The 16,602-nt window shown below is 36.6% G+C and carries 14 protein-coding genes; 5 read left to right on the top strand and 9 right to left on the bottom strand.

Annotated elements, in window-relative coordinates; all coding sequences use genetic code 11:
* Positions 1-120 precede the first annotated feature (120 nt).
* Complete coding sequence (locus tag NK356_RS17935; RefSeq protein WP_253317636.1) at positions 121-1,026, top strand: alpha/beta hydrolase; 906 nt, start codon at positions 121-123, stop codon at positions 1,024-1,026.
* Between the two features lie 168 nt (positions 1,027-1,194).
* Here NK356_RS17935 and NK356_RS17930 read toward each other — a convergent pair whose 3' ends face one another.
* A complete protein-coding gene (locus NK356_RS17930; RefSeq protein WP_253317648.1) occupies positions 1,195-2,100 on the bottom strand; it encodes a DMT family transporter in 906 nt (301 codons plus the stop codon).
* 210 nt (positions 2,101-2,310) lie between these two features.
* On the opposite strand from NK356_RS17930, the gene purE reads away from it, so the two are divergent.
* Positions 2,311-2,814, top strand: coding sequence for a 5-(carboxyamino)imidazole ribonucleotide mutase (gene purE, locus NK356_RS17925; RefSeq protein ID WP_034699885.1), 504 nt, complete (start codon positions 2,311-2,313; stop codon positions 2,812-2,814).
* Between the two features lie 55 nt (positions 2,815-2,869).
* Here purE and NK356_RS17920 read toward each other — a convergent pair whose 3' ends face one another.
* The 7 genes from NK356_RS17920 to ahcY all read right to left on the bottom strand — a co-directional run bounded on the left by NK356_RS17920 (position 2,870) and on the right by ahcY (position 11,517).
* Positions 2,870-4,429, bottom strand: a complete 1,560-nt coding sequence (locus NK356_RS17920; protein ID WP_081906530.1) for a BspA family leucine-rich repeat surface protein — start codon at positions 4,427-4,429, stop codon at positions 2,870-2,872.
* A 30-nt stretch (positions 4,430-4,459) separates the two neighbouring features.
* A complete protein-coding gene (locus NK356_RS17915) occupies positions 4,460-6,133 on the bottom strand; it encodes a BspA family leucine-rich repeat surface protein (RefSeq protein WP_185103760.1) in 1,674 nt (557 codons plus the stop codon).
* Positions 6,134-6,167: 34 nt separating this feature from the next.
* A complete protein-coding gene (locus NK356_RS17910; protein ID WP_253317635.1) occupies positions 6,168-7,490 on the bottom strand; it encodes a BspA family leucine-rich repeat surface protein in 1,323 nt (440 codons plus the stop codon).
* A gap of 139 nt (positions 7,491-7,629) precedes the next feature.
* Positions 7,630-8,022 carry an inner membrane protein YiaA gene (yiaA, locus tag NK356_RS17905; RefSeq protein WP_034699887.1) on the bottom strand — a complete coding sequence of 131 codons (393 nt, stop codon included), beginning with the start codon at positions 8,020-8,022 and terminating at the stop codon, positions 7,630-7,632.
* Positions 8,023-8,388: 366 nt separating this feature from the next.
* The gene (locus NK356_RS17900) at positions 8,389-9,186 is read right to left on the bottom strand and encodes a hypothetical protein (protein WP_253317634.1); all 798 of its coding nucleotides are present in this window, start codon (positions 9,184-9,186) and stop codon (positions 8,389-8,391) included.
* A gap of 116 nt (positions 9,187-9,302) precedes the next feature.
* Entirely contained in the window at positions 9,303-10,100 is a 798-nt protein-coding gene (locus NK356_RS17895; protein ID WP_253317633.1) for a hypothetical protein, read from the bottom strand.
* Between the two features lie 103 nt (positions 10,101-10,203).
* The gene (gene ahcY / locus NK356_RS17890; protein WP_034699895.1) at positions 10,204-11,517 is read right to left on the bottom strand and encodes an adenosylhomocysteinase; all 1,314 of its coding nucleotides are present in this window, start codon (positions 11,515-11,517) and stop codon (positions 10,204-10,206) included.
* A 167-nt stretch (positions 11,518-11,684) separates the two neighbouring features.
* Between ahcY and NK356_RS17885 the strand changes: the two genes are divergently transcribed.
* Together NK356_RS17885 and NK356_RS17880 are read left to right on the top strand one after the other, a co-directional pair.
* Positions 11,685-12,203: a pyridoxamine 5'-phosphate oxidase family protein gene (locus NK356_RS17885; RefSeq protein WP_253317632.1), complete on the top strand. Its 519-nt coding sequence runs from the start codon at positions 11,685-11,687 to the stop codon at positions 12,201-12,203.
* Positions 12,204-12,469: 266 nt separating this feature from the next.
* Positions 12,470-13,084 (top strand): 4'-phosphopantetheinyl transferase family protein, encoded by a 615-nt coding sequence (locus NK356_RS17880; protein ID WP_034699899.1) that lies wholly within the window; start codon positions 12,470-12,472, stop codon positions 13,082-13,084.
* Here NK356_RS17880 and NK356_RS17875 read toward each other — a convergent pair.
* Positions 13,065-15,329, bottom strand: coding sequence for an FUSC family membrane protein (locus tag NK356_RS17875; protein ID WP_034699901.1), 2,265 nt, complete (start codon positions 15,327-15,329; stop codon positions 13,065-13,067). The genes NK356_RS17880 and NK356_RS17875 overlap by 20 nt on opposite strands.
* A 228-nt stretch (positions 15,330-15,557) precedes the next feature.
* Here NK356_RS17875 and blaCHM point away from each other — a divergent pair, with 228 nt between their 5' ends.
* Complete coding sequence (gene blaCHM / locus NK356_RS17870; RefSeq protein WP_253317631.1) at positions 15,558-16,316, top strand: CHM family subclass B1 metallo-beta-lactamase; 759 nt, start codon at positions 15,558-15,560, stop codon at positions 16,314-16,316.
* Positions 16,317-16,602 lie beyond the last annotated feature (286 nt).

The following is a 16,602-nucleotide window of genomic DNA, read 5'->3' as shown; positions in this document are numbered from 1 at the left end:
GAAGTAAATACAAAACCCAACTGAAGCATATCTGATTTTAATTATATTTAATAAGTTTAAAAACAGTGGGATAGGTTAGGTAAGATTATTGATGTTGTTTTAAGATTAAAACTGAACGAAATGAAAAATATTTTTTTCTCTTTTTTGTTTATTGCAGGAATGTTTTCTGCTCAGTTACCTTCTATCAATCTTTGGAAATCAATACCGGATGGTCCCGGGCCCGGAGGTGAAAATAAGGTTTCTCCAAAAGGTTCTCTTACAAATGTAAGTACACCGAAGCTTATCATCCATCAACCAGTCAATCCCAACGGAATTGCTGTTTTAGTGATCAGCGGTGGTGGCTATGCCCACATTGAATCCGGATCAGAAGGTTATCCTGCATCAGAATGGCTGAAATCTCTGGGAATTACTGCTTTTGAGCTTGAATACAGACTTCCGGGAGAAGACTGGACAACAAAATATGTTCCTTTTCAGGATGCTCAGCGTGCTTTGCGAATTATTAGAAAAAATGCAGGGAAATACAAAATAAATCCGGATAAAATCGGGGTACTTGGGTTTTCTGCTGGCGGACATCTTGCGGGATATATTTCCTCTACATTCAATACAAATTATTATCCTCCTCAGGATGATATTGATTTGATTTCTGCAAAACCCAACTTTACAGCAATGATTTATCCTGTAGTATCTATGCTGCCACCCAATAATATGACCCATTCATTTAAATCTTTATTAGGAAAAGATTCTGACAGAAGTGATCAGATGAAGCTGTCTGTTGAAAAGCAGGTGAATGCTCAGACACCCATCACTTTTTTGGCGCAGTCTGAAGATGATCCTATTTCTCCTGTAGAAAATAGTATTCTGATGTATCAGGCATTGAAAGATCATAAAATTCCTGCCGAACTGCACTTATTTCAATCAGGCGGTCATGGCTGGGGAATGGGTAAAAAAGGAACGAATACCGGAGAATGGATGGATCTGTTTTTGAAATGGTTAAAAGCGAATGGGGTTTATAATAGCGATCAGTGATTTTATTGAAAGTCTTAATGCATTTTTTAGCCCACGGATGACACAGATTAGCACAGATTCTTTTTTAATCTTAAATAATTTTGTGAGCTTTTCAAAAATTCATATAATACCTTTAAAAGCACAAGGATTTACAAACTTTTGTGTCTTTTGTGGTTTGAAATAGGTTTATCATTCAACCCTTTGTCTTTTGAACATTCCCGGTTTGTAATTGATAATAAAAACACCACAGATAATCATTGCTGCAGCGAGAATAAACTTAACAGTAACTTTTTCGTCCATAATCAGCCAGCCTAGAAATATAGCAATAATGGTGTTGAAATAAGCAAGGATAGAAACCTGTACCGGTGAAATTTTTGTCAGTGCATAATGGAAGGCAAAAAAAGCCGCTACAGAACCAAAGACAGCAAGATATAACATGGCTGAAATACTTTTAATCGTCCAGTTTCCAAAGTTATAATTTTCAGAAAACAGAAATGCAAGAATAACCTGAACAACTCCTGCAAACAGAAACTGATAAAACAGATTCAACGTTATATTTCCGCTCTGAATATTGAGTTTTTTGGTGAAAATAGTTCCTGAAGCCCAACCTGCAATGGCGCAGAACAGGAAAATCATTCCCATTCTGTAATCAGGGTTGGCAAGATCTTTAAGTCCGTCCCAGAAAATAAAAAGAATTCCGCTGAAACAAAGGAGAACACCACTAAGCGCCCGCAAACTGAATTTCTGTAATCCTACAGCCACACTTCCCAGAAATACGAGAATAGGTGAGCATGCACTGATTAACGAGGCAAGACTGCTCGAGACAGTTTCTTCAGCCACCGTGGTCATTCCATTGGCAACGACCAGCATCAGGGATGCGAATATAATCTGGTAGCCTAAACTCTTCCAGCCAATCCACTTGAATTCCTTTCTGGAAAGAAGAACAATAAGCATGATAACAGAAGCCAGAAACTGTCGGATTCCGGCTACAAACCAGGCAGGAATTGTTTCCACAGCAACACGAATGGCCAAAAAAGTTGTTCCCCAGACAATGGCAACAGTGAGAACAGCAAAAATAAGTTTATAATCTTTCAACGTATGTAAGTAGTGTAACAAACAAAATTAGAATTTTTATAAGAAAAAGAATGGGTACAGTTCGTTCAATTTTTGGTGATACAGATTTGAGTAGGGTAAAGTTGGTGTCTTAATGGCAAGAGGTTTTATTTGTGATTAAAAGAACTTCCAGCTTCCTTCTTCCAACTTCCATCTTTATTTTTTATCTTTGAACATCTAATAAAATTGAAGATGGTAGGAATTATTATGGGCAGTCAGAGTGATCTGCCGATCATGGAACAGGCTGCAAATTTTCTTAAAAGCCTTGATATCCCTTATGAATTAACTGTAGTTTCAGCACACAGAACACCGGAAAGAATGTTCGATTATGCAAAGACTGCTCAGGAAAGAGGTCTGAAGGTCATTGTAGCTGGAGCAGGAGGAGCAGCACATCTTCCGGGAATGGTGGCAAGCTGCACGACACTTCCGGTAATCGGAGTTCCGATTTTGTCCAGTAATTCTATAGACGGATGGGATTCTGTATTATCTATTCTTCAGATGCCTGGAGGAATTCCTGTAGCTACTGTAGCTTTGAACGGTGCTTTGAATGCAGGAATTTTAGCCGCAAAAATCTTAGGAAGCGGTAATGAAGAAGTAGCTGCTAAGCTTCAGAAATATCAGGATTCTCTAAAAGATAAAGTACTGGGAACGGTAGATGATATCAAAGCCCAGCATCCTAATCATTTTGATAAATAGTTGAGTTTTAAACTCAAAAATAAAAGCCTCACTTTTCAGCGAGGCTTTTTTGTTTTTATTTCTTGATGAATTTTGAAGAGATTGTTTTTTCTTTCAACATCAGCTGCAAAATGTAATTTCCTTTAGGTAAAGAACTTACATTGATGATTTCATTATTGGGATTTCCTTCTTTTACCAATCTTCCGCTGGCATCATAAATTTTATAACTCTTTATATCGCTTAATCCTTCAACATGAATGTCATCCACTGTAGGGTTAGGATATAGCGAAAGCTTTTTGTTCAGTCTTACATCCGATGAAGAGAGTAAGCAACTTCCCACCACATCACCTACTATTGACCAGCCTTTATTGATGAGAATATCCCTTTTGTCTGATACGTTAGAAGCATATTTTAATCCTTGTACGGAACCTAATGAAACATTGTTGGCTATATTGGGATTGTCTGCCCATCCCAGAAGGGTTTTGCTGTAATTTTCACAATTAAGACCAGACATTGTTAAAGAAGCATTCCCATTGGTAAGAGAAACTAAGTTCCAGTTTCCTAATGACTGATTGAAACCTGAAGCAAAATTAAGGATCTGGTCTATTCTGGTCACTTTTGTCATATCCCAATTGTCTAAAGGCTGATTAAAGGTTGTACAGCCATGAAATACATGCGCCATATTGGTCACTTTGGAAGTATTCCAGTTCAATGGCTGATTGAAAACAGGAATCATATGAAACATAAAATGCATGTCTTCTAAGCTTGAAGTATCCCAGTTATCCAGACGCTGATTGAAGCTTAAACATTGTCCAAACATCCAGCTCATATCTGTCACCTTTGAGACATCCCAGCTATTGAGAGTCTGGTTAAAAACTGTTCTGTTTCCCAACATATAGCTGAGGTTGGTGGCTGAAGACATATTCCAGCTGTCCAGATAAGGTGAGTTGAACTGTTCTATTACGGCAGTAGAAGGATTCACATCAAATAAAAGAGAAAGCATAAAACTGAAATTCTTAATTTTCGAAGTATCCCAGTTTTGCATAGAGCTGGCACCCATAAAACTGGTAGTGCCATAAAACATGAAAGAAGCATCCTCCACATTATTAAGATTGGGAGTATCTGTTGCTGTAAGCTGCATAAGCCTGCACAGACTGAAGGCACTCTCCATGGTAGTCCATGAAATATTGCCCCATTGTTCTATTTCCAGTATTTTATCTGAACTTCCATTGATCTGCCAGATAGGAAAAACTTGCTCAGGACCAGGATATAATTGAGGCGTTCCAAATTTTATTTGCCTGAAAATTCCGTTACCATTCGTAACTTTTACCCTGTATTTTGCATCATTTTTTTCTGCGATTGACGTTCCGAAGTCGATAAGAACCTGTTTGGTGGAAGTTACATCTAGAAGGGAACCATTGTGCTGAGGATAACCTACTTCCTCCCAATAAATATCATAATTATCACCAATTCCGGGAAACCATATTTGCTGTGTAGTGGCCTGATAGGGAGCGTCTACATTTACTGCTGGTAATACAGTAGATGCGGGTTTCCAGATGGTAATAAATTCATCCTGAGCTTTCGCAATGAAAGCCAGCATGAGAAAAATAAGTGTAGGAATTTTTTTTAAAATCATGTTTATTATTTATAGGTATTAGTTGTATAGTTATTTTTTGATGAATTTCAGGTTTTGGATATCTTCTTTTGAATACAGTTGCAAAATGTAATTCCCGGAAGTTAAAGTCTGGATGTTGATCTGTGCATCTGTCAAATTCCCGCTTAAAACAATTCTGCCGCTCATATCAATAATTTTAAAGTCTTTAGCAGTGGAATTCTTTACATAAATAATATGACTGGCAGGGTTGGGGTAAATGCTGAGCTCCCCTTTCACTTTTACATCCGAAGTTCCAAGGAAGGATTGACATTCTCCGTTGTAGGTATCTCCACTGATTGTCCAGCCTTTGGTATTGATGAGGTAGTTTCTTGCCGTTACTGCTGCATTGTGAGAATACGTAAGAGGTGAAACAGAGGATATATTAATATTATTGGGAGTAGAAGGGTTCAGGCTCCAGCCATACAGTGTGCTGTCATAATTCTGGCAGTTTAATGCCGAATTTTTGAATATATTGGATGCATATAATAATGAACTGAGATTCCATTTTCCAAGATTTTGGTTGAAAATAAGGGCATCATTGAACATATCGTTCATACTTTTTACTGAACTTACATTCCATTTTCCTATATCCTGATTGAAGCTTTTTGCCCCCCTGAACATTTCAGCCATCCATTCTACTTTTCTGGTGTCCCAATTGGAAATATTACTGTTGAAGTTTTCTGCATTATAAAACATACCATGCATGAATTTGACATTTTGGGTATCCCAGCTGCTGATGTCCTGATTAAAAACTTTTGCACCCAAAAACATATTATTCATTTCGATGATTTGTGTTGTATTCCAGTTTCCGAGTGGTTGATTGAAATTGATAGCATGCGAAAACATAAATTCTGCATCAAGATTACTGGACATATCCCAATTCCCAATAGGTTGGTTAAACAGGGTTGCTCCACTAAACATAGCGGCAGTAGCAGTAACTTTAGAAGTATCCCAATTGGCCAGCGGCTGGTTGAAAATTTTAGCCGCAGAGAATGTTATCCCCATCATGGTAACATTGGATGTGTTCCAGTCTCCAACCGGCTGATTGAATACAAAACATCCTGAAAATGTTCCCAGCAGCGTCGTTACATTGGAAATATTCCAGGTATTGATACTGGAATTTCCCACTAAACCATAACAACCTAAAAACATGTAAGACATATCAGTTACTTCTTTCAGATCAGGAATATCTGTTGCCGTAAAATCTAAAATTTTGCAAGCCTGAAATGCCTGTTCCATAGAAGACCACTGAATATTTCCCCATTGTTCTATCAACTGGATTTTATGTACATCACCTACAATTCCGTTATCATTGAACATGTCCCAGTCGGCAAACCTTATCTGGTGAAAAATTCCGTTTCCATTGCTTACTTTCAACCGGTAGGTAGCATCTGCCGGATTGGGATTTTGTGGAACTCCGAAGTCGATCAGAAGCTGAGAGGTAGAAGTTACATTCGTTAAAGTGGCATTATGTGTAGGGTAGCCAATTTCCTCCCAATAGATCTGGTAATTCGTTCCTATTCCTGGAAACCAGATCTGATTATTGTTTGAGTTAACAGGAATTCCTGCATAAGGATAGTTAGGTGGGGTAAGACTGGGTTTCCATACTGTGATAAATTCATTTTGTGCCTTTGCCAGAAAGATCAGCAAAAGAAAAATGAGTATTGGAATTTTTTTTAAAATCATGTTCATAGTTTATGGTTATTAGTTTTGTTGAGGGTTATTTTTTTATGAATGGAAATGAAATTGTTGAACCCTTTGTCATAATCTGTAAGATATAATTCCCCGGAGTTAAAACGTGAACGGGAATCTTATCGTTTTTCAGGTTCTCTTTGACAGTAGTTCTTCCACTCATATCGGTGATGATAAAACTTACCGGATGTGGAATGTTTTTCAAATGAATGATATCTGTTGCCGGATTGGGATAGATGGTAGCTTTAGTACTCATTTCCGTTTCAGAAGCTGAAAGGGTCTGGTTACAGAGTCCGTTGTAAACGTCGCCCGATATAGTCCAGCCCTTATTATTCATTAAATAATTTCTGGCAGCTACTGCGTCAGCATGAGAATAAATTAATGGAGAAGCACTTGATAAATCAATATTATTAGGTGTTGAAGAACTCTGGCTCCATCCAAAAAGGGTTTTGTCATAATTCAGGCAGCTCATAGCAGAATTGAGAAACATATCGCTAGCTGTTGTTAATGAACTTAGATTCCACCTTCCGATATTTTGGTTAAAAGCAGTGTCACGGAACATTTCGTTCATATTGGTGACACTCCCTGTATTCCAGTTCTGAAGATCCTGGTTGAAATTTTCTGAATCATGAAACATGTGTTCCATGGTGGTCACCTTTGCTGTGTTCCATTTACTCAAAGATTGGTTGAATCCTGTATAGTCAAACATATATGACATATCTGTAACATTCGAAGTATCCCAGTCTCCCAAAGGCTGGTTAAAGAGATTATCGTCACCAAACATATAATACATATCGGTGATGGTGGAGGTGTTCCATGTATTAAAAGAAGGATTGCCGATAAGTGAAATACATAAATAAAACATCTGGCGCATGCTTGTAACGAGGCTGAGGTCTGGAACATCAGTGGCTGTTACGTCCATATTATCACAGTACACAAAAGCATTGTCGAAGCTTTTCCATTTTATATTTCCCCATTGGGTAATCTGAGTAATTTTTGAACGGTCTGAAGCATTATAAGCTGGAACTAATGTATTGTCAAAGAATCTTACCTGATCAAAACTTCCGTTACCGTCACTGATTTTAATTTTGTAGCTGGCCTGAGATGGAGTAGGATTGAAAGGTATTCCTACGTTGATCGTAAATTCAGTAGTAGAAGTTACATTATTAATCGTCCCGTTATGCTGAGGATATCCTACTTCCTCCCAATAGACTTTGAAATTGGTTCCTCTCCCGGGAAATTTAATGAGTTGGGAACTTTGGGTTTTCCAGATGGTGATAAATTCGTTTTGTGCTTTTGAAAGCTGAAATAATAGAATACATAAAGAAAAAGTTAATAGTTTTTTGTACATGTCATTAGTTTGTGAAATAAGCACTACTAAAATAGCAAAAAACTTAATATATTTTTAACTTAAATATGAATTTTGTAGTAATTTATAAATTTTAATGAAATTATTTAAATAAAAAACTGTCCGTTTTGGAGAGTTTACTTTATTCCTGAAGCATATTATCACGGGTGTTTTTCTGAACTGCGATGGCTCCGAAGAGTGCCAGTAGAAAGGCAAAGGCATAAAAACCTTTTTCGCTGGGAAGGATGGTGGCGTTCCAAAGTCCGATGGCCAGTAATACAATGGATGATAATGTGGCAAACCAGCAGATTCCATAATAAATATCTGTTACCTGAATGTTTTCTAATCTGTCACGTACTGCTTTCTGTAAAGAAACTACAGCAAATAAACCATAAAGAAGGATGGTGAAATAATATCCCTTCTCATTCAGCAGCATTTCTGCTCTTGCAAGCCCCACAATAAAGCCAATCATTCCCGCTCCCAATGCTACCCACGACGCAGCGACGAATGCATTCGATACTCTTTGTTTTTTCATAGTTTAATGTTTTATTTAAGAGGGCTAAGATATTCATTTTTTATAAATAGAGCTCTGGCAAAGGGAAAATATGGGAAAAATACTGAATTGCTATGTGGAGTAAGTTTATGTTTCGGCTAAAGCCGATGAATGTATTTTTATTTAATGTAAAACGGGCTCAAGCCCGTTCCTATTGAATAATACAGCCCTATTCATAATTCATCATTTATAATTTATAATTTCCTCCCTAGCCCCGATAGCAGCGGTTACCCCGGAACATAGGCAGAAGAGTAGAGGGCTGATGCGTAGGCGAGCCCGGCGTGAGGAGTATGAGCGGATAGCGGGAATCAGCTCATAAAAAAACTCCCCAAAATGGAGAGCTTTGTTTTATTGAGTGATGTATTCGTAAGTATATTTTGCATAATCATTATTATCCAGTTTCACCATGACCTGAGTTGGCAACTGATTACTATTATATTCTATCTGATAGGTAAAATTCATAATTTGGCTCCAGTTTCCAGTGCCGTCTTTGCCACTTATTTTTATTGTGGTATAATTATTTTGACTTAAAAAATCTGCTCCTCCCATAATCATTCTAAAATATTTGCCCATCAAAGAATAGGGATTTACTTTGTTATCATATGAATATTCTTTTTTATCAGTATGTGGACCGCCAATACCATCAGCGACCGATATTTCTTCGGAAACATTATCACCGCTATAAGTATATGACATGGTAGACGGGATGGAACAGTTGGAAGACTCACAAGTGGAACTGGCAGTAACTTTACCATTGGTATACGTCATTGTTGTGTTATACTGTGTATCCGGGGCTACTTTCTTGATCATCGCAAGCTGATCCCCATTATATGTAAAGGTTTCATAATAAGCTACGGTACCATCTGCTTTCTGGTAAGTAATTTTTGAAGGTTTTCCGGCACCATCATATTCCAGAACGGAGGTTGTAGTTTCTGATGTAATTTTAAATAACTGTTTCTGACTGTTATAATCTAATTTTGTAATGCTGGTATGCGGCCCGGAGGGGCTTGTATAATAAACTGTAGTGACTTTACTTAATAATATTTGAGGATCCGAAGGGTTGGGTTCATTATTTTCGTCATTATTGCTACTGCAGTTGAGAAATAAAAATGAACTCATCAATCCAATAAATAATTGGTTTTTCATGTATTAAAAGTTTTCATTAAATAAGAACTAAATATATCGATTATTGGTATAATAGCCATAAAGGGGATAAAAAATATTTAGTTCATCAAAAACTCTCCAATTTGGAGAGCTTTGTATTATTGAGTGATGTATTCGTAGTTATATTGAGCGGAAAGGTTTCCGTTGGCTTCTTTTGAGATCACCTGAGTAGGATAACCGGCGCTGTTATATTGAATAGTGGAAGTTCGGGTTTGGTTTTGTGTCCAGACTCCATTATTTTTAAAGCTGATTTTTTCCGTCAGATAATTGTTCTGGCTTACAGCATAGGCTCTTCCCATCATAATTTTTAAGTATTTGTTGATATTGATGTATGGGTTCTGTTTATCATCATAAGAGTAAACAATTTTTGTGCTGTAGCTGGATCCTCCACCTTCTGAAATTTCTGTTGAAATATTGTTTCCATCATAAGTAAAACTATCTACGATGGGATTGGAACAGGCTGGTGACTGGCAAAGGGATGAAGAAATCATCTGTCCGTTGGTATTATACTTATAGGTAATCGTTCTGTTGTAATCCGGATTTGTAGTATAGATGGCCTTAACCGTGGTAAGCAGATCTCCATTGTAAGTATAAGCTGAATAATAGTCTACCGTACCATCTGGTTTATAATAGGTAGTTTTAGTTGGTTTTCCGTTACTGTATTCGAACCTGGAAGTTCCTAAAGCTGTCGATGTTTTGATAAGCTCACCCTGATTATTGTATTCCAGAGTTTCTATGCTTGTCTGTGGCTGAGCCGGATTGTCATAATAAACTATAGTGACTTTGCTCAATAACACCTTAGAAGAGGTATTGTTTCCCTCATTATCATCATTACTGCTGCAGCTGCTAAAGATTACAACAGAACTCATGAGTCCCAGAAATAAGAATTTTTTCATGTTATTTTTTTAGGTGACAAAAATAACGAATGCTTTATTTCTCCGCATAAAAAAATCCCACTATCTTAGAAATAGTGGGATCATATCATGTTTTGTTGAGATCTTAGTATCTGTAGTACTCAGGCTTGAATGGCCCTTTTACGTCTACTCCGATGTACTCAGCCTGCTCAGGAGAAAGAGTTTCAAGCTCTACGCTTAATTTCTTAAGGTGTAAAGCAGCTACTTTTTCATCTAAGTGCTTAGGAAGCATGTATACTTCGTTTCCATACGCTGCAGAGTTGTTCCATAATTCGATCTGAGCCAACGTCTGGTTAGAGAAAGAGTTAGACATTACGAAACTTGGGTGACCTGTAGCACATCCTAAGTTTACCAATCTACCTTCTGCAAGGATGATTACTTCTTTTCCTTCAATTGTATAGATATCTACCTGAGGCTTCACTTCAGATTTAGTCTGACCGTAGTTTTTGTTTAACCAGGCCATATCGATTTCATTATCGAAGTGACCAATGTTACAAACGATCGCCTTATCTTTCATTTTAAGGAAGTGTTCTCCTCTTACGATGTTGAAGTTACCTGTTGTAGTAATGATGATATCAGCATTGTCTACTACAGTGTCTAATCTTTTTACTTCATAACCGTCCATAGCAGCCTGAAGCGCACAGATTGGATCAATTTCTGTAACAGTAACGATAGAACCAGCTCCTCTGAATGAAGCAGCAGTACCTTTACCTACGTCTCCGTATCCGCAAACTACCACTCTTTTTCCAGCTAGCATTACGTCTGTAGCTCTTCTTACTGCATCTACAGCAGATTCTTTACATCCGTATTTGTTGTCGAATTTAGATTTAGTAACAGAATCATTTACGTTGATTGCAGGCATTACTAAAGTTCCGTTCTTCATTCTTTCATAAAGTCTGTGAACCCCTGTAGTGGTTTCTTCAGAAAGACCTTTGATATCTTTTGTGAACTCAGGATATTTATCAAAAACCATGTTAGTTAAATCTCCACCATCATCCAGAATCATGTTTAATGGTTTTCTGTCTTCACCAAAGAATAAAGTCTGCTCAATACACCAGTCAAATTCTTCTTCATTTAAACCTTTCCAAGCATACACCGGAATTCCAGCAGCAGCAATAGCAGCAGCAGCGTGGTCCTGTGTAGAGAAAATATTACAAGATGACCATGTAACTTCAGCTCCTAAAGCTACCAGAGTCTCGATAAGCACAGCCGTTTGGATTGTCATGTGAAGACATCCGGCGATTCTTGCTCCTTTCAGTGGCTGAGATGGTCCGTATTCTTCACGGATAGCCATCAAACCTGGCATTTCTGCTTCTGCAAGGGTAATTTCTTTTCTACCCCATTCTGCAAGGGAGATGTCCTTAACTTTATAAGGAACGTATTGTGTTGTAGTACTCATATGTAATGAATAGTTTTTAAATTCAATTGATAACGAAAGGCAAAATTACGATTTATAATTAAGATATAAAAACGGCAAACCAAGTTCAGTTTTATGAGATTAAACATGAGTTAATGTTATTTAGTCTTAATATAAATAGTTAATTTTAGCTGATAAATAAATATATTATGAATCAAACTCATACAGAAAAGAAAGCCAAGCCAGTTACTCCTAAAGTAAAAGAATTAATCAATGCTTCTAAGAGCATCATTCTGGCTACTGTGGATGCAGAAGGAAATCCTAACTCAAGTTATGCTCCTTTTGTACAGGTAGATCAGACTTTTTATATTCTGGTATCTTTCATGGCAAAACATACTAAAAACCTTGCAGACGGAAGAAAAACATCCATTATGTTTATTGAAGATGAATCAGCAACCAAACAGATCTATGCCCGTGAACGTTTAACAATTGAAGCAGCTACTTCTCAGATTGAAAGAGATTCTGAAGTATGGAATACTGTAGTTGCAAAACTTAAAGAAGCTCATGGAAAAGTGGTAGATGTAATTTCCGAAATGGGAGATTTTATTTTAATTGCATTGCAACCTGTAAAAGGATCTTATGTTAACGGATTTGGAAGCGCTTATTTTGTAGATTCCAATCTGGAAATTGTAGAGCATAGAAATGATGTGAATCATCAGTCTAAATAATTAAGCCGGATGCTGGATGCTTGTAAAGATTAAGGAAACAAAAAATCCGTTTTTCATGAACATTTTTTTATTTAATCTTTAATTTATTTTTATAACGAATAGTAACTTCCGCCTTCCAGCATCCATCTTCCTTTCCTCATTCCTTTTTTTCCATCAATGAATTCTTCTCACTTTATTGATCTGTTGTTTTTATAACAAATAGTAACTTCCATCCTCCAGCTCCCATCTTCAAGCTTTTTTTAGTATTTTTGTCCAATAAAAAAAGAATGCCCCTCTACAGAGATTTTTCAGATGATAATGCCACAATCCTGGTTTGGAAGTACGATGAAAGTGAAGAGCTTGATATCAACCAACTTCTGGAACCGGAAAATGCTGAGAAGGTAAAAGATTATCATCCTAAAAAATTACTGGAAGTCCTGATGGTTCGCAAGCTCCTGAAAGGATTGAAACCTAATTCTAAAATTTTATACAAAGAAAGAGAACCTTTTCTTTCTCCCAATGATGCGGAAATTTCTATTACGCATTCTTTTCCCTTTGCAGCGATTGCTATATCTAAAAATAAAATAGGAATCGATGTAGAAAAATTCAATCCAAAGATTTTAAGGGTGATTGATAAATTCACCTATGAAAATGAGCGTGGATTTATTCCTGAGGATAAAGCTGATACTTTCTATACTATTATATGGAGTGTAAAGGAAAGTATGTACAAAATCCATCACTCTAAATACTGGTCTTTGAAAAAGAATTATGAAGTAAAACCTTTCGAGTTAAAACATCTTCATAAAATAAGCTGTCGTGTATATGATGATGAGTTTTCAGATGAATTCAAAGCGAGGGTAGAATTTTTTGACGACTACTGCTTTACGATTGTGGAGGAGTAGGCTCTGTTTCGTTTTTATATTTTTCGATCACTTTTCTCTGTTCCTTTGCTACATCATAGATCAGCTCCAGAATATCGTGGATATTTTTAAGCTCTGTTAAATGTGATATTTTATCAGGATCTCTTCGGTCTACAATTTCGTTTTCCTCAATCTCAGTCTTTCTTTTCAGAAGCATATCTTCAATGGAAGAATCTTCCGGTTCAAGACGGCTTTCCATTTTCAGTGTTTCGTTGACATCATTTCCGTTGAGAAGGGTAGAGGTCTGCTGCATTTCTGCTTCAATCTTTCTGCTCCAGCTTTCAGCATCTATTTCAGGATATTGCTCATTACTTTTTGAGTATTGAGACAGTGAAGCGGTATACGCCGTAATCAGATGTGATGTAGCCACAAATTGGTGCACAACTTCCAGCTTCTTCTGCTGGTTTTTAGGATCGGAAATCATTCTCTGGAAATTATCGGAAAGATTAGCCAGTGAAATAATGGCATTTTTTCGCTTCACCTTGTAATCTTCAAGATCGAACTTTCCCTCTAAGAATTTAGAAATCACACTCTGAAAATAAATAAGGTTATCTGCGGCAGACTTTTTCATCAGATCCAGATTTTGGGTATGTTCCCAAACAGGCAATACAATATAAGATACAACAAAAGCTATGATTCCGGCAATAGCAGTATCAAAGATTCTGTCTTTAAATATAATATTGACTTTCCCGGGATTTAAAAAATTAAAGCTGAGAAAAACATAGATCGTCATAAATAATACTGCCCAGAAATACCGTCCTTTCAAAAAGCTGAAACACATGATCATACTAATGAGCAGAATAGCAAATAAAATCCCATTAATATGTACAAAATACAGAATGCCATACGCAATACTTGCTCCTGCAATTGTCCCATAGAGACGGAGAAGGTTTCTCTGTTTAGTGATGGAATAAGCTGGTTTTAAGATCGCTGTAATGGTGATTAATATCCAATACGTGTGTCCCAGTCCCAGAAAATCGAACATAGAAAAAACATATCCCAGCAATAATGCTGTTGTAATTCTAATGGCATGGCGGAAATGGGATGATGATAATGATATATTATTTCTTAGAACCTTAGCATTAAGTTTAGGTTCATTAGGCATAAATTTTTTAAGGTCTAACCCGGTGGATAAACTTTTTGCCAGCTTTATATCCTGCGAAAATACTTTATAGATCTCGTTAATTTCTTTTGTGATTTCATAGATACGCATCAGGATCTGGCGCAGGATCATGAAATTTTCCAGGTTGTCCGGTGAAAGCTGTTTATTTCTGAGTTCGAAGTAATTGTAATTTAAGTTTTTTAATTCCTGTTCCAGGTTAAACATTGGCTTTGCTCTGGTACCACTTTGAAGGGCAATTCCAATATTGGTAATCTCTTCTGCCAAAAGGTTAAGATAATCATGGATATTAACCAGAATCATGCTGTCTTCAAAGCTCTGTTGTAACTTTTGATAGTCACTTTCAGAAGTCATCAGTTTTTCATGAAGATCCATTGAGTTCAGGAACATCAGCATCAATAGACGACTGGTTGTCGTAGATTCATTGACGATGGTTCTGGTTTTAAAAACCGTTTCTCTGGTATCCTCCTGAAGGTTTTTTATTTCAATCTGCTTGGCAATAACCTGAGTGGTCAGCTTATTAAAATCCGGGTTTTTCTGATAATAATTGGCTTTGATCTTTAAAAACTCAGCCAGCTGAAGATAATTTTCTCCAATCATCTGGCTTGCCAGTTTATAAGGACGAATGGTGGTTACAATAAGGAATATAAGTAAAAACCATATACAGCCGGAAGCGAAAATCAATAAACTTTTAAAGATATTACTTCCTGTAAGGTGCCCGTCAATAAAAATGGCAAGTACCACAAGGGATAATGAACCTACTGCGGCTAATCTCTGACCATAAACACCGATCAGGGAGAAAAACATCCCAAATACTATTACCTCAAGAAGAACCAATACTTTGATATTCATTACAAGGCTTGCAATGAGTGCTACAAAAACAAAACAGCAGATGGCAAAAGTAAGGGCATTTCTTCTTCGGATAAAAGGTCCAGGCTGATCTGTAAGGGCTACAAAGCTGGTTCCCAGTGGAAAAAGGAAATATTCTTTCAAAATCCCGAAGTGGGCGAGGACTAAACAAGGCAGAACAGTAGCTAATGTAATTCTGATGGCAGAATATACATACTGACTGGTTACAAATTTTTTTAGTTCCGCCGAATAGTTCATATTACAAAAATAGCTATTGAATTTAAGAAAATCGCCATAAAAAAGAGACTTTTACAAACTTAAATGTTATATTTTTTTTAATTGAGCTTTATGCTATTTAAAATAAACTGACAGCGGAAACATAGGAATGATCCACAATTCACAATTGATCACTTTTAACACAACAGCTAACAAATCTTGTTCCATGAATTCTTACCTTAGCTTATCTCAATCTTAAATAATTGTTTCATGAAGATCATTATTAAAAATATATGGGTCATTTTGTGCTCTTTTATTATTCTAAGTTGTACTTCACAGAGCAAAGATCATTTTAAAGCAAAGAAAATTTATGAATCAAAAAACCTGATCATTACTCAGATTTCGGAAAATTCTTTTATTCATACTTCCTTTAAACAGACGAATGATTTCGGAAATGTACCCTGTAATGGATTAATTGTGAAAGACCATCACGAAACTATTATTTTTGATACCCCTACCAATGACAAAAGTTCAGAAGAACTGATACAATGGATTAATGAAAAGCTCGATGCAAAAATTAAGGCTATTATTCCAACCCATTTTCATGATGACAGTTTAGGAGGATTGATGGCTTTTCATAAACACAATATTCCCTCTTATGCATATACTAAAACCATCGAATTAGCCAAAGAAAATCATTTTGTCATCCCTGAGAACGGCTTTAACGATTCATTGGTTCTAAAAGTGGGAGACAAAGATGTTCTGGCCAAATTTTTTGGTGAAGGACATACAAAAGATAATGCAGTGGGGTATTTTCCTAGTGAGAATATTTTATTTGGAGGTTGTTTATTAAAAGAGCTGGAGGCGGGTAAAGGATATTTAGGGGATGCTAATGTTTCTGCCTGGTCCAATACTGTCGAAAAAGTAAAAAAAGAATATCCGGATGTGAAAATTGTAGTTCCCGGACATGGAGAATATGGCGATGGAAAACTTCTTGACTATACCATTAATTTATTTAAAGGTCAATAGTGAATTTTTGCTTTGCAAAGTGAATGGTGAATGCTTGCAGTATGTAAAAAATTGACAAGCGAAGCGAATTGACCATTGACCATTGACGGATCTTTTTACCAGTGAATTTTTAGTTCGTAAATTGAATAGTGAATGCTTGCAGTATGTAAAAGAAATTGACAAGCGAAGCGAATTGACCATTGACGGATCTTTTACCAGTGAATTTTTGCTTTGCAAAGTGAATGGTGAATGTTTGCAGTATGTAAAATAAATTGACAAGCGAAGCGAATTGACCATTGACCATTGA

The sequence above is a fragment of the Chryseobacterium sp. S0630 genome (assembly GCF_024158915.1).
Lineage (GTDB): Bacteria > Bacteroidota > Bacteroidia > Flavobacteriales > Weeksellaceae > Chryseobacterium.
The sequence above is the reverse complement of the archived record's forward strand: the minus strand, read 5'-3'. Positions and strand labels throughout refer to the sequence as shown.